The organism is Arcicella sp. LKC2W, from assembly GCF_034931005.1.
Lineage (GTDB): Bacteria > Bacteroidota > Bacteroidia > Cytophagales > Spirosomataceae > Arcicella.
The window spans coordinates 259,772-285,237 of record NZ_JAYGIN010000005.1 but is presented as its reverse complement, the minus strand read 5'-3'; the positions used below and the strand labels follow the sequence as shown (position 1 = coordinate 285,237).

The window sequence follows — 25,466 nt, the reverse complement described above, 5'->3', positions numbered from 1 at the left end:
AAGACACGATTCGAGGAAAGTTTTGGTTTTAAAATTTATGGCGGTAAGTGATAAAACTGAAATTTTCCACTAAGAATCAAAATTGTAAGGAATATAAATTAGCCTAAGAAGATTTTAAATAATCCTAATACCATAAAAAATTACAAAACCTTGAATTGGCGGATTCAAGGTTTTTTTTTGTTCATATCTCTACGATTTTAACTCTTCCAATATTTCTTTAAGTTGTAGCTAAATGTAAGCATGAAAAATTGCTGTAAAACATTCGACTGCGAGTCTTCAATATAAGTTGTGGTGATATTCCTCTGAATGCTGGTATTTAATTTTAATAAGTCAAATACCGATAGTCTGATTTCTCCTTGTTGTTTCGCAAATACTTTCTTTCCAATTGCCATATTCCAAAGTGTATAAGCTTGGTTGAATGAAGATGAAAGTCCAGAATATGAATAATAAGTGGCATCGGTATTGAAAACGATTCCTTTCCAGAAAATAATGTTTAATCTTACTTTTAGGTTTTGATTGAAATAATTATTGTTCAAACTTGAAGAAATCGTGTTTTGAACATAGCTAAGATTGGAGTTAGAAGAAATGGTAAAATCTACATTTGGACTAATATTACTACTTAACACTAAACCAAAGGCATATCTTTGAGCATCGCTATAATTCAAAACCGTATTGATAAGCCCTGGTGTACGGCTGAAATTAGCGGTAATATTGGTGTTAATATTCATTTTAAGAGCTTTTACAGGAAAACCATAAGACATAAATCCTCTCACTGAATATTGACCGTCTAAATTAACAGGACGTGACAATTGTGACCCAGCCTTTAATATAATTTCTTTACTAATAATGGTGTCTCTTGTGGCAATGAAACTACTATTGGTAATATTTCCTTTCACAAAATTTGCACTCATCAAAGTTACAAAATTTGAAAAAGTTGTTGGGCTGGTAGCGGTATATCGCAACGATAATTGATGTTGATATTCTTGTGATAATGATGAATTTCCAGTTGAAAGTCTCAGTGGATTATTGTTATTGACTACCTCTTGCAGTTGACTAATACTTGGTTGTTGCGTTTGTGTTTGATAATTGAAACGCAATGATTTTGCATTGCCATCTATATTGTAACGCATTGAAAAAGAGGGTAGTATATTGTTGAATGATTTGTCGAGATTATAGGCTTTCGGGAAAATTTGTTCGTTCATTAAATGAGCATTTTGGTATCTGACTTCGGCAGAAATGTTCATTGCTTTTGAGAATTGCCTAAAACCCGTTCCGACTCTATAATTATAATAATCGCTATTGAAAACGTTACTTAAAAGTGTATCTAAACGATTATATTTTTGTTCTGAGTCGGAAAAATTGTAGGCGTATTTTTCGGATTGATTTTCATTATACCCGAAACTTGTACTTACAAAAACCGAACTTTGCTTACTTAAAGGTTCTGAGTAATATAAATTTGAAGAAAATCCTAAACCTTTAGCATCTGTATTTGAATTTTGATTTAAAATTTTTGATGAAGGGTTTACTCCATAAAAATTATTGGTTGACCTCAGTTGATTATTAGCGTTTCGGTCGTTGTAAGTTGTTGTAATATTTAATGTTAAAGCTCTTCCCATTTTGGCAAAACGGTGACGAAATAAGATGTTATTTGAAAAATTAACGGCATTGTTTGCACTAATATTTCTATTGACAACGTCGTTTAATTTGCTGGTAGGCAGGCTTGTTACGCCGTCATAGCCAGAATTTGCATCGGTATTTTGAAAACTAAGATTTGGCGTAAAAATTAAAGAATTTCGGTCATTAATTTTATATTCTAACCTGAAATATGCTCGATGGTTTAGGCTTTTCGTACTTGAATTACTTGATTCTGTGTAGGTTTGTCCAGCATTATTACTTTGAATATATTGTTGAAAAGTGCTTTCAATGATAGAATTATTGGACTGATTTAAGAAATAACTACCTTGAAATTTCACTTTTGTACCCCATTCATTAGAGTAATTTAAGCCGATAGCATTGGTTGTGTTATAACCAGGCTGATTGCTCACCAAAAAATTTCCAGAATTGTCAGTTCCACCAGCCCCGCCTTGTCCACCGCCACGATTTCCACCACCTGCACCTCTCCGTGATTGAGCCGCACCACTTGAAACGCCAATCAAGTCTTCTGAAGAAAAATTTTGCTGATTAATATTATTTGCTTGTAACAATACGGTAAGGCGGCTATTTCCTTTAAAACGGTTGATGCTTGCATTGCCTTTGTAGGTGTCATTTGTACCAAAACCCAATGAATTTCTCCCAAAAATGCCATTTCTCATGTCTGGGCGAGTGGTAATATTGACGGTTTTGGTGGTGTTGCCGTCGTCTAAACCTGTTAATTGTGACTGTTCGCTGAGTTGGTCAAAGATTTGGATTTTATCAATTACTTCGGCTGGAATGTTTTTCATGGCGGCGGTGGCATCTTTTCCGAAAAAAAGTTTGCCGTCAATCATAACTTGTTTAACTTCTTCGCCTTGAATTTGCATTTTGCCATTTTCAACAATTGCTCCAGGAATTTTTTCAATTAATTCGTCTGCATTGGCATCGGGATTTACTTTGTAGGCTTTGGCATTAAATTGAAGCGTATCTTTTTTCTGAATAACGGCAGCAACTTGCCCCACAATTTTGACTTCGTTAAGCACTTGGCTATCTTCAATTAAATAAATTGAATCAACTTTAACGGCTTCATCGCCAGATACTTGAATGTTTTTTCTAAATTCTTGATAACCCAAAAATGAAACTCGAAGCGAATAACTTCCTTTTCTGACGGGCGAAAATTGAAATTTCCCTACGGCATCGGTCGGAATAGTCCTTTTGCGGGAAGAATCAGCGATATTTACGAGTGAAACATACGCACTTCGTAATGTTTTTTGAGTAGCCAATTCACGAACCTCTCCACTTATGGAAGTTTGTGCGATTAGGATAGAGGTGCTGAAGGTAAAGAAGGATAATAAAAAGATAAGTTTTTTCATGTTATGAAACATTATATTCAAGCTTTTAAGATAATTGTTTAGAATTGATTTGATAATTGAGAAAGAGTCTAAAGAGCTTTAATATACTTTAAATCAAAACTGAAATAATAAATTTACGATGAGAGATTTCTGAGTAAGGTTAGACAAATTTGCTTGTGCAAGGTTTAATTTTTTAAGAGTAATTTCAAAAAAAATGGCATAATCTGAGACGATTATGCCATTTTTTGAGATAAGTCAGGTATAAATTACTGAACTTTTAAAATCACTGCACCAAGTGGAGGAACGGTAATGGCAATTGAATATGCTTTGCCTTGCCAAGCTATTTCGTCGGCTATCAGGGCAGATTGGTTTACTTTGCCACTTCCCCAGAAAGCTTGGTCGTCAGAATTTAACACTTCCGCCCAAACACCGTGCATTGGTACGCCAATTCTGTAATCAGGTCTTGGCACTGGAGTCATATTTAATACCACAATTAATTGGTCTTTGTGGTCATTTCCTTTACGAGCATATACCACAATTGAATTTTCACGGTCAGTTGTATCAATCCATTCAAAACCTTCGTGCGAGAATTGTTTGTCGTATAAAGCTGCTTGTGTTTTGTATAAATTGTTGAGTGCTTTCACAAAATCTTGAACGCCTTTGTGTGGAGCAAAATCAGTTAACCACCATTCTAAACCTTTTTCAAAATTCCATTCCGACGTTTGTCCAAATTCACCGCCCATAAAGATTAAGTTTGTACCTGGGTGGGTAAACATATAAGCAAATAACAAACGCAAATTGGCAAAACGTTGCCATTCGTCACCTGGCATTTTTCCGATAAGCGAGTGTTTTCCGTAAACAACTTCGTCGTGCGAGAAAGGCAACATGAAATTCTCAGTGAAGGCATAAACCGTCGAGAAAGTCAATTGTTCTTGGTGATGTCTGCGGTACATTGGGTCTTTCTCGAAATACTTCAAGGTGTCATTCATCCAGCCCATCATCCATTTTTGTCCGAAGCCTAAACCACCTGTATAAATTGGGCGAGAAACACCCGTAAACGAGGTAGATTCTTCGGCAATCATTTGAATATCAGGGAACTGTGCGTAAACAGTTTCATTCAGTTCTTTGAATAATGAAATAGAATCAAGGTTGTGATTTCCGCCAAAAATATTTGGTTCCCACTCTCCGTCATTTCTTGAATAATCTAAATAAAGCATTGAAGCTACGGCATCAACTCTCAATCCATCTGCATGATAACGTTCTAACCAATAAATAGCATTTGAAATCAAGAAACTACGAATTTCGTTGCGACCATAATTGAAAATATACGATTTCCAGTCAGGGTGATAACCTTTACGCATATCTGGATGTTCGTATAAATGCGTACCGTCAAATTCATATAAGCCGTGAGCATCACCTGGGAAGTGAGACGGAACCCAGTCTAAAATAACTCCAATGTCATTTTTGTGACATTCTTCAACCAAATACATGAAGTCTTGAGGTGTACCAAAACGTGAAGACGGAGCAAAATATCCTAAAACTTGATAACCCCACGATGGTTCGTAAGGGTGTTCCATAATTGGCATAAATTCAATATGCGTAAAGCCCATGTACTTTACGTATTGTACCAATTGGTCGGCAAGTTCTACAAAAGTTAATTTTTCGTCATGCTCTTTTCGTCTCCAAGAACCCACATGAACTTCATAAACCGACATTGGCGATGCCAAAGAGTTATTTTTATGACGTTTTGCCATCCAATCTGCATCCGTCCATTCATACCAGTTGTCCCAAACAATTGAAGCCGTGCGAGGAGGAACTTCAAAGCTTTGAGCGTAAGGATCCATTTTTTCTAAGAAACGACCATCTTGCGTTTGGATACAAAATTTATAAGTTTCTCCTTTCCCAATATGAGGAATAAAACCCTCCCAAATGCCAGAAGAATCCCAACGTACAAAAAGATGATGTGAGTCTTTGTCCCAATAATTAAAATTACCAATGACCGAAACTGATTTTGCCGACGGAGCCCAAACTGAAAAGTAAGTTCCTCGAACACCCTGACATTCAGTTATATGAGAACCGAATTTTTCAAAAAGACGATAATGTTTGCCTGCTTTGAAAAGGTCGATGTCAAAATCTGAGAAACGACTAAATACTTCTACGTTTTTGAGTTGGACGGGTGAAGTAGGAGTTTCTTGAGCAACAGTTTCGACTTCTTTTTTAGTCGCCTTTTTCTTAGTTGGTTCAGCTATTTCAGAAGTTTTTTTTGACGTTTTTGCCATTTTATTTATGGTTAATGGGAATTTTAATGAGATTATTATGATTTTTTCTGCTTTAGCACTCAGAATTGATGTCTATGCGTAAAGATAAAATTTCTTTTGTAATACTCTCTAATTTATGATTGAGAATTCAAGATTTTTTTGTTTGTTGTATTCCTTTGAAGGTACAATAAATTATAAAAAAAGTTAAATTTAAAGGAAGCCTATTTGCACAAAGATAATGCCATAAAAATAACAAAAAAGAGCTTTAATAGATATTATAGCTAAAAGGCTTAAATAAATTATTTTTCCCTCAAAAAATGAGCAAGGCACGTTTTTTGCTCGTTTTAGGACATAATCGCTATCATCATTACAACAATAAATTATTGATTTTTGATGCTTTTTTAGGGCAAATTTCGAATAAATTGTTGCTAATAAATTGATTATTGAAGACTTACACATACCAACCTAAAACCACACATAATACTATGCGGCTAACCTTTTTGAGAAATCGAGAGAAACGACCTGATAGACTAACAATCGCTCCTCTTCGTGTAGATGTTCATTCGCATTTATTGCCAGCTTTGGATGAAGGCTCGAAAAATATAGATGAAAGTGTGAGTATGATTGCTGCATTGAGAAATTTAGGTTTTCAGAAATTAATCCTAACGCCGCATATCATGGCAGGGTTTTATCCTAATACGCCCAATAAAATACAACAACATTTATTGGTTTTAAGAGAACATCTTGAAGAACAACACATTGATGTAGAAATTGAAGCAGCAGCAGAATATTATTTGGATGCTTTTTTCTTGAAAGAATTGCTATCTAAAAATGAATTAATGACTTTCAATGCGGAGGATGAAAAACGATATTTACTTTTTGAAACGCAACATCTGCACGAACCCAAACAACTTTTTGAGGTAATTAAAAGAATTGTTCGGAGAGGATATATCCCTGTTTTGGCACATCCAGAACGCTATAACTATTTACAGCGTGACCGTTTGTTGGTTCATCAATTATATGAAACGGGTATTTTATTTCAGGTAAATATTAATTCCTTTTCGGGATATTATGGCAATGAATCTCGTGAATTAGCTGAGTATCTGTCAGTTGCTCAGATGATTAGCTTTTTGGGGACAGATTGCCACAAAGAAGAACACATCGAAATGTTACAAAAAACAATGGATTCGCCCATGTACCAAACTGTTTTGCGGGCAGGAGAAATTTTGAATAATAGAATTTAGCAGATTAGATAAAAGAGGTGTATTAATGTCATTAACACACCTCTTTTTGATTGTTGAGAGTTTGCCATTCTACAAATTTTTTAAATAAAAGAACAATCCTAAACGACTTCTTATTTATCTTTGTGGGCTATGCAACGCAAACTCATTCTTTCAAGTCCACTTCTGGAAATTACCATCAGCCGTCTCTGTCAGGAATTGATAGAGAACCATCAGGATTTTGCCGATACCGTTATCATTGGTCTTCAACCAAGAGGTATTCATTTTGCCAAACGTGTTCACAACGAATTAGAGCGAATTATTGATAGGAAAATTCCAATTGGTTTTTTGGATGCTACCTTCTATCGTGATGACTTCCGTCGTCGTGAATTGGTGAAAGCCAACGAAACCAAAATCTCTTTTGTTATTGAAAATAAGAAAGTTATCTTGATTGATGACGTTCTGGCAACGGGACGAATGGTGCGTTCTGCTTTAGATGCGATGACTGCGTTTGGTCGTCCAGAAAAAGTAGATTTGTGTGTGTTAGTTGATAGAATTTATAACCGAGACATTCCAATCAATGCGGATTATGTAGGTAAAAAAGTAAATACCCTTGATTCTGAAAAAGTATTAGTGGAGTTGAAAGAACAAGGCTACGAAGAAGATAAAATTTGGTTAATAACTAATAATTAGGGGTTGGGGATTAGGCAATAGGATTTTATTAAAGAAGCATTTGGTTGCTTCTAAGCCCAAATCCTACATCCTAAACCCTAACCCCCAAACAAAATGCAGAAATTAAGTACCAGACATTTATTGGGTATTAAAGACCTTACGCCCAACGACATTGAACTCATCATGGCGACGGCTCGTGAGTTTAAAGAAGTTATCAATCGTCCCATTAAAAAAGTGCCTTCTTTACGTGATGTAACCATTGCGAATGTCTTTTTTGAAAACTCCACTCGTACCCGTCTCTCTTTTGAATTAGCTGAAAAACGTCTTTCTGCTGATACGTTAAATTTTTCAGCTTCAGGTAGTTCTGTTAAAAAAGGAGAAACTCTTTTAGATACCGTTAATAATATTTTGGCGATGAAAGTGGACATGATTGTGATGCGTCACGCCAGTCCTGGAGCTCCTCACTTTCTATCAAAACATATTTCTGCCAATATTGTCAATGCGGGCGACGGCACGCATGAACACCCAACGCAAGCTCTTTTAGATTCATTTTCGATGAGAGAAAAATTAGGGGGAGATTTAGCAGGAAAGAAAATTGCCATTATTGGTGATATTCTCCATTCACGAGTGGCATTATCTAATATTTTTGCTTTGAAAAAACAAGGTGCGGAGGTTACGCTTTGTGGCCCTTCAACTTTAATTCCGAGATACGTTACTGATTTAGGCGTAAAGGTTTCGCACGATGTAAAGAAAACTTTGGCTTGGTGTGATGTTGCCAACGTTTTGAGAATTCAGTTAGAACGTCAGCAGATTAAATATTTCCCTTCGCTTCGTGAATATTCTTTGTATTTCGGGATAAATAAAAAAATGCTCGACGATTTGAATAAAGAAATTGTCATTATGCACCCCGGCCCAATCAATCGTGGTGTTGAATTATCTTCCGATGCTGCCGATTCTCAACATTCTATCATCCTCGACCAAGTAGAAAATGGCGTAGCAGTAAGAATGGCTGTGTTGTATTTATTGGCAGGACAGAATTAGGTTTTAGGTATTGGGATTTAGGGGTTAGTTTTTCTCGGCGTAACAAATATCAAAAATAAAAACCGCATCATTGAAAATTTCAATGATGCGGTTTTTATTTTTTCTCATGATTTGAACTTTTCGTTTGTAAAAAATGTAAGACTAATAATCTATCTAAATTTGTAGAGTGTTTAGTCAGTCTAATGTTTTCAAAAATGAAAAAACTTATTTCCAGAGTCATGATTTCAATACTAACCATAATTGTTTTATTGGCAGTAGCCGTATTCATATTTCTTCAACAACCCATGTTTGGGAGAATGCCTTCGGGAGAACGTTTGGCACGTATCCAAAAATCGCCAAATTTTAGAGATGGCTCTTTTCAAAACTTGAATCCAACGCCCGATTTAACGGAAGGCGTAAGTTATTATGCCGTGATGAAAGAATTTATTTTTGGAGAGAAAAAACGGGTAAAACCAACCGATGTTATTCCTTCTACCAAGATAGATTTATTGCATTTAGACCCCGCCAAAGACGTATTAGTTTGGTTTGGACATTCGTCTTACTTCATACAAATTGATGGTAAAAAGATTTTGGTTGACCCTGTTTTAAGTGGTGCTGCCTCGCCAATTTCCTTTACAACCAAAGCATTTCAAGGTACAGACTCTTATACTGTGGAGGATTTACCAGCTATTGATTATCTGTTTATTTCACATGACCACTGGGACCATTTAGATTATGAAACCGTAATGAAATTAAAATCAAAGGTTGGTAAAGTGATTTGTGGCTTAGGAACGGGCGAGCATTTTGAGTCTTGGGGATTTGACAAAAATATCATAATTGAAAAAGATTGGAATGAAGAAATTGTCCTCAATAATGGATTTGTGGCTCATACTGCTCCTGCAAGGCACTTTTCGGGTAGAGGAATTTTGAGAAATAGAGCATTGTGGACTTCATTTGCTTTGAAAACTCCAACTTTCAATCTTTTTATTGGAGGGGATAGTGGCTATGATAATCACTTTGCCCAAATTGGAAAAGCGTATGGGCCTTTTGATTTAGCCATTTTAGAAAATGGTCAATATGATAAAAGTTGGAAATATATTCACATGATGCCAGAGGAGGTATTGCAGGCGGCGAAAGATTTGGGAGCGAAGCGTTTATTTCCAGTTCATTCTTCTAAATTTGCCTTAGGAAATCACGCTTGGGACGAGCCTTTGAAAAGAATTACCGAAGGAAATAAATCTGTAAATTTACCTTTGATTACGCCAATTATTGGAGAACAAGTAAATTTGAAAGATACTACCCAAACCTTTAAACAGTGGTGGGTAGGAGTGGAGTAAAATGTAGCACAGGAATCTTTCCTGTGAATAATTAACTACACAGGAAAGATTCCTGTGCTACTTTGAATGGATAAAAGAACACAAATATTTGGTGCAGCTCTGAAACTCTTTGTTGAGTTTGGGTTTCATGGCACGCCCACCAGTAAAATTGCCCAAGAGGCAGGCGTAGCAAACGGTACTTTGTTTCATTATTTTCCGACAAAGGACGATTTGATTATTGCCCTATTTAAAGATTCAAAAGGCAAAATGAATAATTATATTGCTGATAATTCAGTGATAGAAAACTCATTAAAGGGAATTTTGAAAGGACAATATTTGTCGGCTCTATATTGGGCGATGGATAATAAATTGGAGTTTCGTTTTATAGAACAATTTAAAACTTCTCCTTACTTAACGAAAATTGTTTCGGAAGAAATGGAAAAGCATCTCAATCCGTTGATTGAGATGCTTCAAAAAGGAATTATTGATAAAATAATCAAGGATTTGCCTATTGATTTATTATTAACCATTATTAGTAGTCAGGTTTACGGACTTAATAACTACTTAGTAAATAATGATTTTTCAAAGGCAAAACAACACCAAATTATCAGCGATACTTTTGAATTACTTTGGGAAATGATAAGTGTTAATGCCAATATCGCTTAGTTAAAAGGATTCAATATTCCGAAATAACTTATGGGTTTGAACTTTCGAGATGTTCCGCAAAATTGAATCTTAATGCTGTGGAGTAAACAGTCAATTTTATAAGTCAAAGAGTCTCCGATGATAATTAATTTGTCCTGTATGATACGTGAGGTGTCCGTGTAAATGCACCAAAAAATACTCGGTTGTCATTTCATAACTCAATACTTCTTCTTCATAAATCTTGGCTAATCTTTCTTGACTAAGTTGACTTAAAGTTGTTAATATAATCTCGGTCATTTCTTGAATCATCGTCAGCACTGTTTGTTGAGGAATATTTTTAGCAGAAAATTCCACTTCTCGATTTCTAATATAATCAAAACTCCCTAAATTTTTACCAACGTAAGTGCGGAGGTTTCCGATGATGTGCAAAGCCAAATTTCCACCAGAATTATTAATTCCATCTTTTATTATCCATAAAGCATTCTCGGATTGGTAGCTCTCTATTTCTTGATAAAGCGTATTCAAATCTCTTTGAAAAAGTTTATATAAGGTTTGATTTAACATATTGATAGTTTGGTTTTAGCGATTCGCCTACTTTAATATTGGCATTTCAATTATCATACGTTTTGGGTAAATAAATGGTAAATGTTGCTCCTTGGTTGAGTTGGCTGGTAGCGATAATAAATCCATTTAAACGGCTAACGATTTTCTTACAGATAGTCAGTCCAACACCTGTTCCCGAATATTCACTTTTACCATGAAGACGTTTGAATAATTCAAAAATTTTCATGGCATATTCCTGCTCAAAACCAATTCCATTGTCTGTCACTGATATACAATAATATATTTTTTGTGTGTCAACATTAGGAAGGTTTATATTTTCTCCACTGATGATAGATGAACTTATTTTGATATAAGGAATAGTGTCTTTTTGGCTATATTTTAACGCATTATTGATAAGGTTTGAGAATAGCTGAGATAGAAATGTCTTCATACTATAAATAGTTGGAAGTTCATCAATATCCAAAATAGCTTCTTTTTCAGAGATAATATCTGCCGAAAACTGCTTTATTTCTTCAATTATTTCATTCAAATTACATGGAGTGAGGTTCAATTCGGTAGCATTCGTTCTTGAAAAATTGAGTAAATCATTGATAAGATTTTGCATTCGCTCTCCTGCCGAAATAATACGATTGAAATAATCGGTTGTACGTTCAGAGAAAGTTTCAGTTTCTAAAATACGAGTGCTGAATGCTCTAATTTTACGTAAAGGTTCTTGCAAATCGTGACTTGCCACAAAGCTAAATGAAGAAAGTTCGTTATTCATTTGTTCGAGTTCTACATTTTTCGCCACCAATTCTTCAGTTCTAATCCTTACTTTTTCCTCTAAGGACGCATTCAGTAAATTTAAAGCCTCTTGAGTTTCTTTTTGTACAGAAATATCAGTATTTGTTCCAAACCACTGCATTATTTCTCCATTTTCATTGCGAATTGGAATAGCCCTTGAAAGAAACCATTTATATTCCCCTTGTTTACTTTTCAATAGAAATGTATCTTCCCAGTCTTGCCCTGTTAAAATGGCATTTTTGAAATGAGCCAAAACCCCTTCTATCAAGTCAGGATGATGAATGTGATGCCAGCCTTTGTTCATCATCTCCTCATAAGTTGTACCTGTATAATTATACCAACGCTCGTTGTACCAATAAATATTTCCTTGAGCATCCATCATCCACGCTAACTGAGGAATAGAGTTAGCTAAGGTTCTGAAACGATTTTCACTTTCTTTGATTTCTTCTTCCGCTTTTTTCTTTTGCGTAATATCTTGTGCCGCCAAAATACTGTACAAAGGTTTGAGTGATGTACTATTGCTGTCGAAGAATATTTGTTTATTAACTTTTAGCCAACGCATTTCACCAGAGGGTAAAATTATTGGGTGTTCTACTTCAATGGAATTGCTATTATTTAGCTTTAGCGATTTATCTATTTCTTCTTCTAAAGCATTTTTGTAGGCAGGATGAAAAGTATTGTGCCATTCTTCTCTGCTAATTTTCAATTGCTTCGTGGGTAAACCATACATCATTGCCGCTTCTGGAGAGAGTTCAATTGTATTGGTCAAGTAATTGACCTCAGCTAAGGCTACATTGGCAACTTTTAAGCCTCCGTGTAGTTTTTCTTGCGTTTTTCGGAGGTTTTCTTCGTACTTTTTCTGCTCTGTTATATCTCTTGAAATAGATATAATTTGAAAAATGTTCCCAGATTTTGTTACGACTGGTGATACCATAACGTCCCACCATTTAGCGTTTCCTTTAGTTGTGTTGCAAGGTGCAGTGAATTGAGTTATTTTGCCTTTTAAGGCTTGTGTTAAGGCATTTTTTATTACTTCTTGGTAATCTTCATTCCACAAATCCCACCAAAAAGACTTACTTTTATAAAGGTCAAAATCTTCGATTTCCATCAAGCGTTGCCCATTCATATTCATGAATTGTAAACGCCCATCAGTATCTATAATTTTCAAACAATCTGTGCTACTCTCTAAAATGGTGAAGCTAACATCATGAGAAAGTGTTTTCTCAACAGTAGCATTAGGGGGGAAATTGTTTTTAGTGTTCATATATCATGCAAGAAATAAAGACCTTAATTTGTTAAAATAAGGCTTTTAAGTGATTATTAAATACGTTGGAACTTGTATTTGCGGTAAATTCCTTGAATGATATTCGTAAATAAGGGGGCTATATTTACTTATAATGGAGGGAGTTAATTTTTGTTTATTTTCAAATTAAAGCTTGTTTTGGGTTAATTTATTACAGAATTATCTACAATTTATCGCAAGACAAAATTAGCCTACAAATTGTGCAGATAAAACAGATTAATACCCCTAATGGAATTACCCTAACGGAATACCACTAACGGAGTTATGATTTTTCTTCGGAACTATATACCTATTAATGCAGAACCGCTGACGGGGTGAAAAACCGCCGTCAGGGTTACGGAAGAAGGACCCTGACGGCGGTTTTTCACCCCGTCAGCGGTTAATATGGTTAAAATTTCATCTTGCATTAATAAGTACATAATTCCGTTTTTCTTTAATGTAAATCAGTACAACCTGTGGTCTATTTTATTCTGATTTATTTTAACAAAGTTAAATAAATTTGAAACTCATCCGACACTAACGATTGGTTATTTCAAGTTTTGTCCTTTAACCGTGTTCTTTTGCCAAACAAATAGCTATACTCATTATCAAAGGCATAGCCTAATTGGTCTTTTATTTCAAAGCGAAATTTGTTCAAACTTTTCGACTTGATTATTTTAAATGATTTTGCGATGGTATCAATATAATAAGCATATTTTTTATCTTTTGCATAGAAAGTATGGTCACATTCTCGATAATAGTTATTTTCAAAACACTCATTTAGGAAGGAGAAAGTTTCAGAATCAGCCTCACCAACAATTTCATCCCGAAAATAAACGTGATTTTTATCTTTAGCGACATTGGAAACCTCATTAGCTTTTAATACAACAAATGAAGCCAAGTCCACCTCATTTAATAGCTTTGAATAGTTGAAATATATTGACTCATTTACTTGGCAGTACAATCCATTAACGGAATTAATTTCGCTGAGGGAATAAGGAAGTTTATTACCAAAATGATAATGATTTTTCTGAGAAGTAGAGAAACCATTATCAAAATCAAGGATTTCAAAATTATTCGGATTAGCATCAGTCAAAATCATGAATGCCCCCATGTAGCTATCAATATAGACATTGTTTTTATCTTTGAAATAATGAAAACTTGAGCCATTACTTTTTATTACTTCAAAGGTTTCAAAATCAATGATAGTGTAAAATGATTTGTATTTTTCGCTGTCAAACTGCAAGATAATTGCATTCTTAATGATTGAAAAGCCGCTTCCTAAATCTCGTCTATTCATGTTTCGATGGGAAAATATTTTGGTATAGTAGGTGCAAACACACCGTAAGTACCCTATGGAGTGTTTTTGTTATGGATTTCGGATTGGATTTCTTTAAGTTTTTGTTTTTGAACCTGTGAATTTTTGTAAAATGCCGAAATTAAGACTAACGGAATGACAATATAAAGGAAACCAAAGCCATTTTTCACCAGGCCAAAAATCATTACGCCCACACAAAATCCGATGAATCCCGCAGAAAGGATTTCATTTTGTTTTACCTTTTTTTCTTCTAACAATAACTCTTCAAGTGTCAATTTAGAATAATCTTTTTTGTCTAACATATTTTGTTGGTTTTAAAGTTGAAATTAGTGATTTTGTGGAATTTATAGGTCATTTGCCGTTGTCTATGTCTCCACAGACGACTTCAAGACCCGAAAACGTAGTCAAGGTTCAAAACCTTGACTACGTTGAAACTGCTACAAATCCTCAATTCTAAATAAGTGCATAGGCATTAATTGTGGGTTTAATTCTATTGGATTGAATTCGCCTGTCCAGAAATATTTTGCTCCTGTCAATAAATCATGTACGATATATTCTTCGTCTGGGCGTTTTCCGATGAGATTCAAAGGTACACGCACATAACCACCTTGCGAGTTATACGCATCTAAATTGACGATGGACAAAATGCGGTTGCCGTTCCAATGGGTTTTGATATACGCCAAAATATTGTCATTTTCAATCTCGCAAAAAGTAATATTATTAGTACGTTGTAACGCTGAATTTTCCTTTCTCGCTTGGTTAGTCATGCGGATAATGTGCGTGAGTTTGTTCTCAAATGTCCAATCCCATTGTCTGATTTCGTACTTTTCAGAGTTTTTATATTCTTCTTTTCCTGGATTAGCTTCATGTATCATCGACTCATAAAAAGGGCCAAAAATTCCATAATTTGACGAAAGTGTAGCCGCCATAAAATAACGAATCAAGAACATCGGTTCAAGTCCGCCTTGTAACGAATACGGTAAAATATCATGGGTATTCGACCAGAAATTCGGACGCATATACATCGCTTGGTCGGTTTTGGTTAGCTCGTTCATGTAGCCAATCAAATCCGCTTTGGTATTTCTCCATGTGTAATACGTGTACGACTGCGTATAACCCAATTTTGCCAATTGTTCCATCACACGAGGTTTTGTGAAGGCTTCCGCCAAGAAAATCATGTCAGGATAAACCGTTTGTACTTCTGCAATGACCCATTCCCAGAATCCAAAAGCTTTGGTATGTGGGTTGTCCACACGAATGATACGCACGCCCCATTCTGCCCACGTGATGATAACATTTTTGAGTTCTTGCCAAAGTCCCTGCCAATTTTCAGACTCAAAATTGATTGGGTAAATATCTTGGTATTTTTTCGGAGGGTTTTCAGCGTACTGAATCGTTCCGTCAGGGCGAATCTTGAACCATTCTGGGTGTTCTTTTGCCCAAGGGTGGTCGGGCGAGCATTGGATTGCCAAGTCCATCGCCAACTCAATATCCATTGATTTGCAGGTAGCAATTAAATGTTTGAGGTCGTCTAAAGTACCTAATTCTGCATGAATAGCAGTGTGTCCGCCTTCTTCTGAGCCAATACCGTAAGGAACACCAGGTTCATCTTCTTGACAGGTTGTCGAGTTGTTTTTGCCTTTTCTGAATTGCATTCCGATTGGGTGAATCGGTGGAATATACAAAACATCAAAGCCCAGCGATTTCATGCGGGGTAAAACATTTTCTTCAACATCTTTAAAATTTCCGTGCAAACGCTTGCGTTCGGTTGATGCTGAACGTGGGAACATGGAATACCAAGATGAAAAAGCAGCTTTTTCTCTATCAACCCAAAGTTTTAATTCTTTATGAATGCTAACGTATTGTTTATCTGGATATTGATGAATCCATTGGTGCATTTTTTCACTGCTCGAAAAAGCAACGGCTTCATCATAATTTTTAGGGTCACGGAATAATTTAGCATAAGATTTTAGTTCAGCTTTGTCTTCTTTAGAGGCAATTATTGCCATTTTCTCTAAAATATTTGCTCCTACCAACAACTCGACGTTTACGTGTTGTCCGTCTTTAATTTTCATTTCCATTTCATGTTCCCAACTTGCCGAATGGTCAACCCAAGCCTCAATGGTATAGGTATAAAGCCCATTTTCTTTTACATTGAAATAGGCTTCGTAGTGGTCGTTCCCAACAAAAGTCAATGGCACAATTGTCCAATCCTTATCTTTTGAAAATTTATAAAGCAGATTCGTTGCGAGGAGGTCATGTCCGTCCAAAAATACATCGGCTTCTACTTTAATGGTATCGCCTACGAAGGCTTTCACCGCAAAACGTCCACCCTCTAACTGAGGAGTAATGTGTTCAATAATGACACGTTGTTGTCCTTGTATGGATTCAGAAATTTGATTCATAAATGTTTATTTTAAAAAAATGGTAATTTGGTTTTTCGGTTAAGTAAACACACAATAACGACTGTTTGATACAATTTTTTTGATGGCTTTTTAATATTTTGTAACTTGTACGTGAAACAAGATTTTGTTCGTTTATAAAAAATGGCACGTAAATTGATATACGTATTATAAATATAATAAAAAGTGCTTAAATTTGCAGTATTAGCCTTTTTGTGCCACAAATCCTTACAATGATATAAATAAAAATTGAATTTATGATACTAAGTCTATAACAACTTAAATAAAAAAATAACCCATTAAAAAAGATTAAACCAAACCACCATGAAAAAGATTATCGCATCAGCATTGATTGTTTTGTGGGCCACTGGTCATCATAGCTTTGCTAATCAGATTGGCCCAGTAGGCAAAGGCGTAAGTACCGAAGAAGGTACTGCACGTTACTATGCGGCTAATCTCAAAGGAAAGTTAACATCTTTTGGGGAAAAATACGACGATTCACAACTGACCGCTTCTCATTCAAAATTTCCATTGAATACTTTGCTGAAAGTAACTAATTTAGAGAATAATCTTTCGGTACAAGTGAGGGTAAATGATTATTGTAAGTGTGAAGAAGAAGGTAAAATAATAAATTTGTCAAAAGAAGCTGCTTCCAAATTAGGAATGATGGCAAGCGGCAAAGCAAAGGTGCGATTGGAAGTAGTATCTCATCCAACGGCAGAGAAAACCATAGAGAAGGCTTTGGATAACTTAATGACCAAAGGACGTGAGGTAAGTTCTAAAGAAGAAGCGAAAGAAAATAAAATTGTTTCAAATTCTGCTGTACCAGTACCACCTTTTTCAATGAATAGAACGTATGACATCAATGGAACTGAGAAATCACCAAAAGGCTTTGGAGTACAAGTAACGGCACTTTCAAGCCTGAACATGGTTCAAGATTTATACGATGAATTGGTGAAAATGGGCATTAAAAAAGAAGAAATTTATGTACAGGTAGGAGAGAAGGACTCTAATAAAATTTTTCGATTAATGTTTGGTGAATTTTATACGAAAGAAGCCGCAACCGAAAAATTAACTTGGTTGTCGCAACGGGGATATAAAGGAGTCATTCGGTCGCATTATAATTTATAGGAAACAATAGATAAGAATTTTTGAAAGTCTAAGCTGAGAAGTTTGGACTTTTTTTATGTTTTGTTCATCAAAATTTTAAAACTTATCTTTACCTCTCTAAAATTCTCTTTAATTGCTTCTAAATGATGACTGAATTTGGTGAGAAACATAATGTCGAAGATAAAAAAACAGAAACCTATGAGTGAATATTTTTTTAGGAAATATCCAGCTACGCCCTATATTCTTAAATGGTTATTCATCAGTATTTTAATCGGAATTTTGGTTGGGTCAGCTTCGGCGGGTTTTCTAATTTCTCTTGATTGGGTTACCAATTTTCGAGAAACGCATTTATGGATTATTGCATTACTACCATTAGGCGGTTTTTGCGTTGGATTAATGTATCTGTATTTTGGCAAAGAAGTGGAGGCGGGCAATAATCTTCTTATCGAAATTATTGGGCAGAAAATTACGGCAGAACCGAAGCCAATTATTTCATTTCGGATGACTCCGTTTATTTATTTGGGTACAATGATTACGCATTTGTTAGGTGGTTCGGCAGGAAGAGAAGGAACTGCATTACAAATGGCAGGTGGCATTGTTGACCAATTGACTAAACCCTTGCGACTTACCGAAAGTGACCGTAAAATTTTACTCATCGCTGGGGTTTCTGCGGGATTTGGTTCTGTTTTCGGAACACCATTGGCGGGAGCAATTTTTGGTTTGGAGTTCTTTTTAGTGGGGCGTTTGCGTTACAATGCTATTTTGCCTGCTTTTATGTCGGGAATCATTGCCGATATGGTTACTAAACTTTGGCAAGCAAACCATACGCATTATCATATTGATTTTGTACCAGCAATAAATCCTATCAATCTTATCTACGCAATTATCGGGGGTATTTGCTTCGGACTTTGTGCCGCTACCTTCAGCAAAGTCATTCATTTCGTTGCTTCACTTTTTAAATCTAAAATTTCCTACCCACCGCTTCGTCCTGTTATTGGGGGGATTATTGTGGCTCTTTCGGTTTGGGCAATTGGAACGACGAAATATATCGGTTTAGGAGTACCAACCATCGTTGAATCTTTTGAAAACCAATTACCTGCTTATGATTTTGCGTTGAAAATGGCGTTGACTATTCTTACCCTTGCCGCAGGATTTAAAGGCGGAGAAGTTACGCCACTCTTTTTTATTGGAGCAACTTTAGGAAATGCGTTGTCGTATTTTATTCCACTTCCAATGGCATTATTGGCAGGAATGGGTTTTGTGGCGGTTTTTGCAGGAGCAACCAACACGCCGTTGGCTTGTACAATGATGGCAATTGAATTGTTTGGCGTAGAATGTGGCGTTTACGTAGCCATAGCTTGTGTTGTGTCATATCTTATATCTGGACATAATAGTATTTACAACAAACAAATAATTGGCGAAGCTAAACATACAAGTTTTGAGAATTTGGAAGGGAAAACGATGGGAGAAATTATTTGAGATTGACCAATAAATAAACAGTTTGGCTTTTCCCATTGCTTATTATACCATTAATCCCAAAATCAAACCTCCTAAAAAGATAAAGAAAGTTGGGATTTTTGTCAGGTGAATAAGAGCGAATGTAATCACAATAGTGATAAAGCCTAAAATGTCAACTCGCTGAACCATTGGCACTAAGAACGAACACGCCGCTGCAAGTGTTAAGCCAATTGAAGTAGCATTGATGCCGTCTAATGAAGCACGAATTCCACGATATTGCTTAAGTTGTCCCCAAATTCGATAGACAAAAAATATCAAGAAAGTTCCTGGTAAAAAAATCCCTGCTGCTCCGACGGCACTTCCCAAAAGTTGTTCGTACCAAGTACCTCCTTTCATCACTAATACACCCAAGTACGAAGTCAAGGCAAAAACGGGGCCGGGTAAAGCCTGAGAAAGTGCCATACCTGTCAAAAAATCATCGCCACGAACTAAATGTTTAAATTCTACAAACTCTGTATAGAGCATTGGGGCTAAAACCTGTCCGCCACCAAAAACAAGACTTCCATTTCGATAGAAATTCTCAAAAAGTCGGATTGGTTCATAGTCTGTAAAATGCCCCAAAACAGCCAAAAATAATAAAAATCCCCAAAACAGATTGAAATTTGCCCAAGGAATCACCATTTTATGTTTGGTTTGTTTGGGATAATCTTTGTAGTTAAAAGAAGTGAAAGTTCCGCCGATAATTAAGGCAATTGGGCAAACCCAAGGTGATTGATAATAGAACGCAAATGCTGCGGAAATAAGCATCAAAATGATACCTGTGTTATTTTTGATAACTTTTTGCCCTAAAATAAATCCTGCGTGAATGATAAATGCTACGCCAATCGGCTGAATAAAACGAATTAAATCTCTATTTTGGAGATAAGTCATGCCAAAAGCTGCCGCAGTCATCACAGCCACTGCGGGGGTAATCCAAACCAATAAAGTAATATAAGCTAAATTTGGCCCACCAATTTTATACCCCAAAGCCGTAATAGTTTGGGTGGAGGTGGGGCCAGGAAGAAATGCACAAAGTGCTTGCAACTCAAGTAGTTCTGCTTCGGTCAGATAATTTCTTTTCTTCACGAAGAGGTCGATAAACATAGCCAAATGAACTTGCGGCCCTCCAAAAGAGGTACACGCAAGTATCAGAACGTCTTTCAAGAAAATGAGTCGTCTGATTTTTTTCATTTTTTCAAACCTAATTCAATCAATCTTTCATTTAAAAACTCCCCTGCGGTCATATCCACATACATTTTTGGATGTGTGGCATCTACGCAAGACTCTAAGCAAGTCAAATTCATTTCCGAACGTGGGTGCATGAAGAATGGAATTGAGAAACGGGAAGTTCCTAATTTTTCTCTTGGTGGATTTACCACTCGGTGAATAGTCGATTTTAATTTATGATTCGTCAGACGGTCGAGCATATCACCCACATTTACTACTACATAATCAGGCAATGACGTAATTGGAATCCATTTGCCGTCGGTTCTTAAAACCTCTAAACCTTCAGCAGATGCTCCCATCAACAGCGTAATTAAGTTAATATCACCGTGTGCAGCAGCTCTTACAGCTCCTTCTGGCAAATCATCAGGATTGGCAATTGGGAAATAATGAATGGCTCTCAGAATAGAATTTCCGTGTTTTACTTTATCTTCAAAATAATCTTCAGGTAATGCTAAATATAGAGCAATGGCACGCAATAAATTTTTACCTGCACTTTCTAAGGTACGGTAAGTATGAAGCGTATCTTTTTCAAAATCGGGTAATTCGTTTGGAAAAACGTTATCTGGGTATTCCTCCCAAATTGGGTCACCATCGTCAATTTTAGGTTGTCCGACATGGTAAAATTCCTTTAAATCGGCTACTTTAAAACCTTTGGCAGTTTCTTTACCTTTTCCGATGTAGCCACGTTGTCCAGCGATACCTTCAATGGCATATTTTTGTTTTAATTCGTCTGGCGAATAAAAAAACTTTTGAACGTTATCATACAACGTGCTTGTATTTTCGTCAGTAAGTCCGTGATTTTTGATAGCAACGAAGCCGATATTGTTAAAAGCAGTTCCTAACTCCTGTACGAATTTCGCTTTACGAGTATCGTCGCCAGAAGTAAAATCCGCTAAATCAAGTGATGGTATTGTGTCGAGAAGTGTCATGTTTTTTTATAGTTTTTAGGTGTTAGAATTTAGGTGTTAGGTTTGATAGAAGTAAATAAAGAATTGAAAGGTTAATGACTTAACCTTTCAATTCTAACCCCTAAAACCTAACCCCTAAAACCTAACTCCTATTTCAACGCATTTTCGTAATTTTTACTTACTGCATCCCAGTTTACTACGTTCCAAAAAGCAGAGATATAATCAGCACGTTTATTTTGGTATTTCAAATAATATGCGTGTTCCCAAACGTCTAATGCTAAAACAGGCGTCCCTTTTTTCTCGGCAACGTCCATTAAAGGATTATCTTGATTTGGCGTTGAGGTAATTACCAATTTTTTGTCTTGAACAATCAACCAAGCCCAACCAGAACCAAAACGAGTTGTTCCTGCTTTGGCAAAGTCCTCTTTAAATTTATCAAGCGAACCATAAGTTTTATTGATGTCTTCTAATAATGCACCTTTGGGACTTCCGCCACCTTTTGGAGACATGACGTTCCAGAAGAAAGTATGATTCCAATGTCCACCTGCATTATTACGAACTGCGGCAGGTTGTTTGCTTGCATCTTTTAATAAATCCCAAAGTGAAACTTTTTCTAAAGGCGTACCTGCGACAGCCTTGTTCAAATTATCAACATAAGCCTTATGATGACGACCATGGTGGATTTCCATAGTCAATTTGTCAATATTAGGTTCTAAACTCTCTGGAGTATATGGTAAAGCACCTAAAGAAAATGGAGCAGATTCGAGTGTAATTTGCTCTAAAGATAATTTGGGTAGTTTGTTGTTGTAACTGCTTCTGAATGAGAAGCTAAATGAATCAAAACCTGACAATGCAAATGCTGAAGCCAAGGTAGTTTGAAGGAAGTTTTTACGGTTCATGGATTGTATTTTGGCAATAGTTCTATTGCACGTTTATATATCAACTAATTGTTCAGAAATAACGTGTATTTCTATGGTTATTTTAGAGGATTTACTTCTTTAGGTTGTTCTCCTATAATTTTAATATGATAAATCTGATTGTCTTGTGGCTTTACAACGGGCATTTTAATCATTTCTACCAAGTTGGGTTTAATTATCGTCAAGTTATCAATGTTTTCGAGTTCTTTTGCCGATTTTTTAAGGTTATCTATTCCCACAGGAGGTAATTCTATTTTAGCGATAGCATTTTTATCTTGGTAGCTTTTCAAGAAGTCCAGCATCATGGAAGAAGTAGGAATTTCGGGCTTGAATTTTAAGGCATTCTGAGAAAACCCATATAGAGACAATACACAGAAACTGATGGTGGAGATGAGCTTTTTCATTTGTTTGTTGGTTTTAGAATAGACTTCTTGCGAAAGTCGTTTATGATTGAAAATAGTGATTTTTTGAGCGAAAATTAGGTAAATTTTGAAAGCATAGCAGAGCTACGGTTGAAAAATTTACCTAATTTGTAGCCAAAAAGGTGCTGGCTTTCACCTTAAAGGACTTTCGCAAGAAGTCTAATATAGAAATGAATGGATACTTAACCTTGTTATTATTAACACGGGTTAAATTTATTACTCATAAACAATTCGACTAACAATACTTCTTCCCAAGGTTATTTCATCAGCATATTCTAAATCTCCTCCAATTGGTATTCCTCTGGCAATGGTTGTGATTTTTACATTTAGTGGTTTTAGTCGTTTTGTTAAATAAAACGCAGTGGTATCTCCTTCCATTGTGGGACTCAAGCCTAAAATAATTTCTTTCACCGCTAAATCAGTTCCTTGTTTATCTGCAATTCGCTTTAATAACGATTCTATCTTTAAATCATTTGGACCAATTCCTTCCAAAGGCGAGATGATTCCTCCTAAAACGTGATATAATCCTCTATACTGCGAAGTATTCTCAATTGCCAAAACGTCACGAGTATCTTCTACTACACACACAACGGATTCGTCTCGCTTCGGGTTGGTACAAATTTGGCATAATTCTTCATCCGAAATATTATGACATTGCCGACAATACTGAGTTTTTGTCCGCATGGCAATAATCGCTTCCGATAGTTGAAGTGTCTGCCGTTCATCACGTTTCAATAAATGTAAAGCCATTCTCAAAGCGGTTTTCTTTCCAATTCCTGGCAACTTTGAGATTTCCTCTACGGCGTTTTCTATGAGTTTTGATGGATAATTCAAGTTAGTGATAAGTTATGAGCGATGAGTTATGAGTTTGTTGTGTGAGGTAAAAGTCCATTTTCTGTTTTGACTCATCACTTACAACTCATAATTTATCCCTACATTTTAAACGACTTTTGCATCAATTCCTCTACGGCAAATGTCGTTTCGCATCGGAACGAGTTCTTCAAATGTTCCTTTCTTGACTGAACATTTACCTTTGTAGTGAATCAACAAAGTACATTGTTCAGCTTGTTCGGCTGAATGCCCACATACATCAATGAGGGTTTCAATCACAAACTCAAAAGTATTTATCTCATCATTGAACACCATAAGGTCATATTGGTCAACGTCAATTACTTCGTCCAATACTTCTACGTCTTCTTCAAATTGTTCGAAAGGTCGCATTTATTCTGTTGTGAATGTTTGGTTTATCATCTTTTCAGTAACATAATACTGATAAAATAATGATTGTGAAAAATAAAACTCTATAATGGTAGCAAATTTAACAAAATTTCTCAATTTTGGAGAACGGTTTTTAGTTATTAGTTACTGGTGTATTAGTTATTATTTTTTTACGTCCATTAACGCATTCACTAATTACCAATAACTAATAACTTATCCCATGACCACAGGTTTAGCCTTCGGAATTTTAGCCGTTTACTTTTTGATGCTTATCATTGTTGCCCATTATACTTCTAAAGGTGCCGACACTAATACTTTCTTTACTGCCAATAAACAATCTCCGTGGTGGTTGGTGGCAATTGGTATGATTGGAACGTCTATTTCGGGGGTTACGTTCATTTCTGTACCTGGGGCGGTTGGCGTAGATAAACTTTCGTACTATCAGATTATTCTTGGAAATTTAGTGGGTTATTTTGTGATTGCAACAGTGCTTTTACCTTTATACTATCGACTAAATTTAATTTCTATTTATACTTACTTGGAACAACGTTTAGGGAAATGGTCTTACAAAACGGGGTCTTCGTTCTTTTTATTGGCACGTACTTTGGGTTCGGCAGCTCGTTTGTTTTTGGCAGTTCAAGTATTGCAATTAGCTATTTTTGATGCTTGGGGAATTCCTTTCTGGATTTCGGCATTAGTGACCATTTCTCTGATTTGGGTTTATACTTATCGTGGAGGAGTGAAGACTATTATCGTAACGGATACGCTACAAACTTTTTTCCTTTTAACGGCTTTGGTACTGACGATTATCTTGATTGGTAATAAATTAGATTTAGGTTTGGGCGGACTAATTTCTACCATTCAAGAAAGTAAATATTCTCAAATGTTTTTCTTTGATGATTTTTCTTACAAGCATCATTTTGGTAAGGATTTTGTATCGGGCATTTTTATTGCGATTGTCATGACTGGACTCGACCAAGATTTGATGCAGAAAAATTTAACCTGTAAAAATATTGGCGAAGCTCAAAAAAATATGTTTTGGTTTTGCTGTACCTTCGCCCTCACTACTTTGATGTTTGTAGGCTTAGGAGCATTATTGTATATTTATGCAGATAAAATTGGTTTTGAAATTCCTACTCGTACCGATTTACTATATCCCAAATTAGCGTTGAGTGGTGAGTTTGGCATTTTGGCGGCTGTTACTTTCTTGTTAGGTATTACGGCTGCGACTTATGCCAGCTCAGATTCGGCTCTTACGGCTCTTACAACAGCTTTCTGTATTGATTTTATGCACATTGAAAAATACGAAGAAGCTAAAAAAACAAAGATTAAACATTATACCCACATTGGTTTTTCAGCTCTGTTTTTCGTCATTATCTTGATTTTTCATGCTGTTAGTAGCCAGTCTATTATTTCAACAGTTTTCAATATTGCAGGTTATACTTATGGGCCTCTTTTAGGTTTATTTGCTTTCGGATTGTTCACAAAAACACCCGTAAAAGACTCTTTAGTGCCATTTGTTTGTGTAATTGCTCCTATTTTGACCTATATTCTTGATGTAAATTCAAAAGAATGGTTAAACGGGTATCAGTTTGGATTTGAAAAATTGTTAGTAAACGGAGCATTTACATTTATTGGTTTAGCTTTGTTAGGTAAAAAAAAGTAATCTAATAATATTTATAACAGTTTTAATCTTTAGCATT

The 25,466-nt window shown here is 35.7% G+C and carries 21 protein-coding genes; 8 read left to right on the top strand and 13 right to left on the bottom strand.

The window, feature by feature from the left end; all coding sequences use genetic code 11:
* Positions 1-197: 197 nt before the first annotated feature.
* Both VB796_RS06395 and glgB read right to left on the bottom strand, forming a co-directional pair.
* A complete protein-coding gene (locus VB796_RS06395) occupies positions 198-3,005 on the bottom strand; it encodes a TonB-dependent receptor (protein WP_323345686.1) in 2,808 nt (935 codons plus the stop codon).
* Positions 3,006-3,250: 245 nt separating this feature from the next.
* On the bottom strand, positions 3,251-5,263 hold the full coding sequence (gene glgB, locus VB796_RS06390; RefSeq protein ID WP_323345685.1) for a 1,4-alpha-glucan branching protein GlgB: 2,013 nt from the start codon (positions 5,261-5,263) through the stop codon (positions 3,251-3,253).
* Between the two features lie 464 nt (positions 5,264-5,727).
* Between glgB and VB796_RS06385 the strand changes: the two genes are divergently transcribed.
* From VB796_RS06385 to VB796_RS06365, 5 genes are all read left to right on the top strand, one after another.
* Positions 5,728-6,486, top strand: coding sequence for a tyrosine-protein phosphatase (locus VB796_RS06385; RefSeq protein WP_323345684.1), 759 nt, complete (start codon positions 5,728-5,730; stop codon positions 6,484-6,486).
* A gap of 129 nt (positions 6,487-6,615) precedes the next feature.
* Positions 6,616-7,155 carry a bifunctional pyr operon transcriptional regulator/uracil phosphoribosyltransferase PyrR gene (gene pyrR / locus VB796_RS06380; RefSeq protein ID WP_323345683.1) on the top strand — a complete coding sequence of 180 codons (540 nt, stop codon included), beginning with the start codon at positions 6,616-6,618 and terminating at the stop codon, positions 7,153-7,155.
* Positions 7,156-7,248: 93 nt separating this feature from the next.
* Complete coding sequence (locus tag VB796_RS06375) at positions 7,249-8,175, top strand: aspartate carbamoyltransferase catalytic subunit (protein ID WP_323345682.1); 927 nt, start codon at positions 7,249-7,251, stop codon at positions 8,173-8,175.
* A 194-nt stretch (positions 8,176-8,369) separates the two neighbouring features.
* Positions 8,370-9,491, top strand: coding sequence for an MBL fold metallo-hydrolase (locus tag VB796_RS06370; RefSeq protein WP_323345681.1), 1,122 nt, complete (start codon positions 8,370-8,372; stop codon positions 9,489-9,491).
* Positions 9,492-9,557: 66 nt separating this feature from the next.
* On the top strand, positions 9,558-10,136 hold the full coding sequence (locus VB796_RS06365) for a TetR/AcrR family transcriptional regulator (protein WP_323345680.1): 579 nt from the start codon (positions 9,558-9,560) through the stop codon (positions 10,134-10,136).
* A gap of 96 nt (positions 10,137-10,232) precedes the next feature.
* On the opposite strand, the gene VB796_RS06360 is transcribed toward VB796_RS06365, so the two are convergent.
* The 5 genes from VB796_RS06360 to VB796_RS06340 all read right to left on the bottom strand — a co-directional run bounded on the left by VB796_RS06360 (position 10,233) and on the right by VB796_RS06340 (position 16,467).
* Entirely contained in the window at positions 10,233-10,679 is a 447-nt protein-coding gene (locus tag VB796_RS06360) for a DinB family protein (protein ID WP_323345679.1), read from the bottom strand.
* A gap of 46 nt (positions 10,680-10,725) precedes the next feature.
* Positions 10,726-12,726, bottom strand: coding sequence for a PAS domain S-box protein (locus VB796_RS06355; protein WP_323345678.1), 2,001 nt, complete (start codon positions 12,724-12,726; stop codon positions 10,726-10,728).
* Positions 12,727-13,297: 571 nt separating this feature from the next.
* The gene (locus VB796_RS06350) at positions 13,298-14,044 is read right to left on the bottom strand and encodes a DKNYY domain-containing protein (RefSeq protein WP_323345677.1); all 747 of its coding nucleotides are present in this window, start codon (positions 14,042-14,044) and stop codon (positions 13,298-13,300) included.
* Positions 14,045-14,097: 53 nt separating this feature from the next.
* Entirely contained in the window at positions 14,098-14,364 is a 267-nt protein-coding gene (locus tag VB796_RS06345; RefSeq protein ID WP_323345676.1) for a hypothetical protein, read from the bottom strand.
* Positions 14,365-14,499: 135 nt separating this feature from the next.
* On the bottom strand, positions 14,500-16,467 hold the full coding sequence (locus VB796_RS06340) for an alpha-1,4-glucan--maltose-1-phosphate maltosyltransferase (protein WP_323345675.1): 1,968 nt from the start codon (positions 16,465-16,467) through the stop codon (positions 14,500-14,502).
* Positions 16,468-16,788: 321 nt separating this feature from the next.
* On the opposite strand from VB796_RS06340, the gene VB796_RS06335 reads away from it, so the two are divergent.
* Both VB796_RS06335 and VB796_RS06330 read left to right on the top strand, forming a co-directional pair.
* Positions 16,789-17,595, top strand: a complete 807-nt coding sequence (locus VB796_RS06335; RefSeq protein WP_323345674.1) for a septal ring lytic transglycosylase RlpA family protein — start codon at positions 16,789-16,791, stop codon at positions 17,593-17,595.
* 177 nt (positions 17,596-17,772) lie between these two features.
* Positions 17,773-19,053: a voltage-gated chloride channel family protein gene (locus VB796_RS06330; protein ID WP_323345673.1), complete on the top strand. Its 1,281-nt coding sequence runs from the start codon at positions 17,773-17,775 to the stop codon at positions 19,051-19,053.
* A 42-nt stretch (positions 19,054-19,095) separates the two neighbouring features.
* Here the strand turns inward: VB796_RS06330 and chrA are convergent, their stop codons facing one another.
* The 6 genes from chrA to VB796_RS06300 form a co-directional block, all read right to left on the bottom strand.
* Positions 19,096-20,262, bottom strand: coding sequence for a chromate efflux transporter (gene chrA, locus VB796_RS06325; protein WP_323345672.1), 1,167 nt, complete (start codon positions 20,260-20,262; stop codon positions 19,096-19,098).
* On the bottom strand, positions 20,259-21,227 hold the full coding sequence (locus VB796_RS06320) for an isopenicillin N synthase family dioxygenase (protein ID WP_323345671.1): 969 nt from the start codon (positions 21,225-21,227) through the stop codon (positions 20,259-20,261). Before VB796_RS06320 ends, chrA begins: the two co-directional genes overlap by 4 nt.
* 128 nt (positions 21,228-21,355) lie before the next feature.
* Positions 21,356-22,105: a superoxide dismutase gene (locus tag VB796_RS06315; protein ID WP_323345670.1), complete on the bottom strand. Its 750-nt coding sequence runs from the start codon at positions 22,103-22,105 to the stop codon at positions 21,356-21,358.
* 77 nt (positions 22,106-22,182) lie between these two features.
* Positions 22,183-22,527 carry a hypothetical protein gene (locus tag VB796_RS06310; RefSeq protein WP_323345669.1) on the bottom strand — a complete coding sequence of 115 codons (345 nt, stop codon included), beginning with the start codon at positions 22,525-22,527 and terminating at the stop codon, positions 22,183-22,185.
* 234 nt (positions 22,528-22,761) lie between these two features.
* Positions 22,762-23,379 (bottom strand): recombination mediator RecR, encoded by a 618-nt coding sequence (gene recR, locus VB796_RS06305; protein ID WP_323345668.1) that lies wholly within the window; start codon positions 23,377-23,379, stop codon positions 22,762-22,764.
* 105 nt (positions 23,380-23,484) lie between these two features.
* A complete protein-coding gene (locus VB796_RS06300) occupies positions 23,485-23,766 on the bottom strand; it encodes an ATP-dependent Clp protease adaptor ClpS (protein WP_323345667.1) in 282 nt (93 codons plus the stop codon).
* A 217-nt stretch (positions 23,767-23,983) separates the two neighbouring features.
* Here VB796_RS06300 and VB796_RS06295 point away from each other — a divergent pair, with 217 nt between their 5' ends.
* Positions 23,984-25,429 carry a sodium:solute symporter gene (locus tag VB796_RS06295; protein WP_323345666.1) on the top strand — a complete coding sequence of 482 codons (1,446 nt, stop codon included), beginning with the start codon at positions 23,984-23,986 and terminating at the stop codon, positions 25,427-25,429.
* Positions 25,430-25,466 lie beyond the last annotated feature (37 nt).

Excerpts from the sequence above, each read along its gene's own strand:
- VB796_RS06395 (WP_323345686.1), bottom strand. The coding sequence starts at position 3,005 with ATGAAAAAACTTATCTTTTTATTATCCTTCTTTACCTTCAGCACCTCT.
- glgB (WP_323345685.1), bottom strand. The coding sequence starts at position 5,263 with ATGGCAAAAACGTCAAAAAAAACTTCTGAAATAGCTGAACCAACTAAG.
- VB796_RS06385 (WP_323345684.1), top strand. The coding sequence starts at position 5,728 with ATGCGGCTAACCTTTTTGAGAAATCGAGAGAAACGACCTGATAGACTA.
- pyrR (WP_323345683.1), top strand. The coding sequence starts at position 6,616 with ATGCAACGCAAACTCATTCTTTCAAGTCCACTTCTGGAAATTACCATC.
- VB796_RS06375 (WP_323345682.1), top strand. The coding sequence starts at position 7,249 with ATGCAGAAATTAAGTACCAGACATTTATTGGGTATTAAAGACCTTACG.
- VB796_RS06370 (WP_323345681.1), top strand. The coding sequence starts at position 8,370 with ATGAAAAAACTTATTTCCAGAGTCATGATTTCAATACTAACCATAATT.
- VB796_RS06365 (WP_323345680.1), top strand. The coding sequence starts at position 9,558 with ATGGATAAAAGAACACAAATATTTGGTGCAGCTCTGAAACTCTTTGTT.
- VB796_RS06360 (WP_323345679.1), bottom strand. The coding sequence starts at position 10,679 with ATGTTAAATCAAACCTTATATAAACTTTTTCAAAGAGATTTGAATACG.
- VB796_RS06355 (WP_323345678.1), bottom strand. The coding sequence starts at position 12,726 with ATGAACACTAAAAACAATTTCCCCCCTAATGCTACTGTTGAGAAAACA.
- VB796_RS06350 (WP_323345677.1), bottom strand. The coding sequence starts at position 14,044 with ATGAATAGACGAGATTTAGGAAGCGGCTTTTCAATCATTAAGAATGCA.
- VB796_RS06345 (WP_323345676.1), bottom strand. The coding sequence starts at position 14,364 with ATGTTAGACAAAAAAGATTATTCTAAATTGACACTTGAAGAGTTATTG.
- VB796_RS06340 (WP_323345675.1), bottom strand. The coding sequence starts at position 16,467 with ATGAATCAAATTTCTGAATCCATACAAGGACAACAACGTGTCATTATT.
- VB796_RS06335 (WP_323345674.1), top strand. The coding sequence starts at position 16,789 with ATGAAAAAGATTATCGCATCAGCATTGATTGTTTTGTGGGCCACTGGT.
- VB796_RS06330 (WP_323345673.1), top strand. The coding sequence starts at position 17,773 with ATGAGTGAATATTTTTTTAGGAAATATCCAGCTACGCCCTATATTCTT.
- chrA (WP_323345672.1), bottom strand. The coding sequence starts at position 20,262 with ATGAAAAAAATCAGACGACTCATTTTCTTGAAAGACGTTCTGATACTT.
- VB796_RS06320 (WP_323345671.1), bottom strand. The coding sequence starts at position 21,227 with ATGACACTTCTCGACACAATACCATCACTTGATTTAGCGGATTTTACT.
- VB796_RS06315 (WP_323345670.1), bottom strand. The coding sequence starts at position 22,105 with ATGAACCGTAAAAACTTCCTTCAAACTACCTTGGCTTCAGCATTTGCA.
- VB796_RS06310 (WP_323345669.1), bottom strand. The coding sequence starts at position 22,527 with ATGAAAAAGCTCATCTCCACCATCAGTTTCTGTGTATTGTCTCTATAT.
- VB796_RS06300 (WP_323345667.1), bottom strand. The coding sequence starts at position 23,766 with ATGCGACCTTTCGAACAATTTGAAGAAGACGTAGAAGTATTGGACGAA.
- VB796_RS06295 (WP_323345666.1), top strand. The coding sequence starts at position 23,984 with ATGACCACAGGTTTAGCCTTCGGAATTTTAGCCGTTTACTTTTTGATG.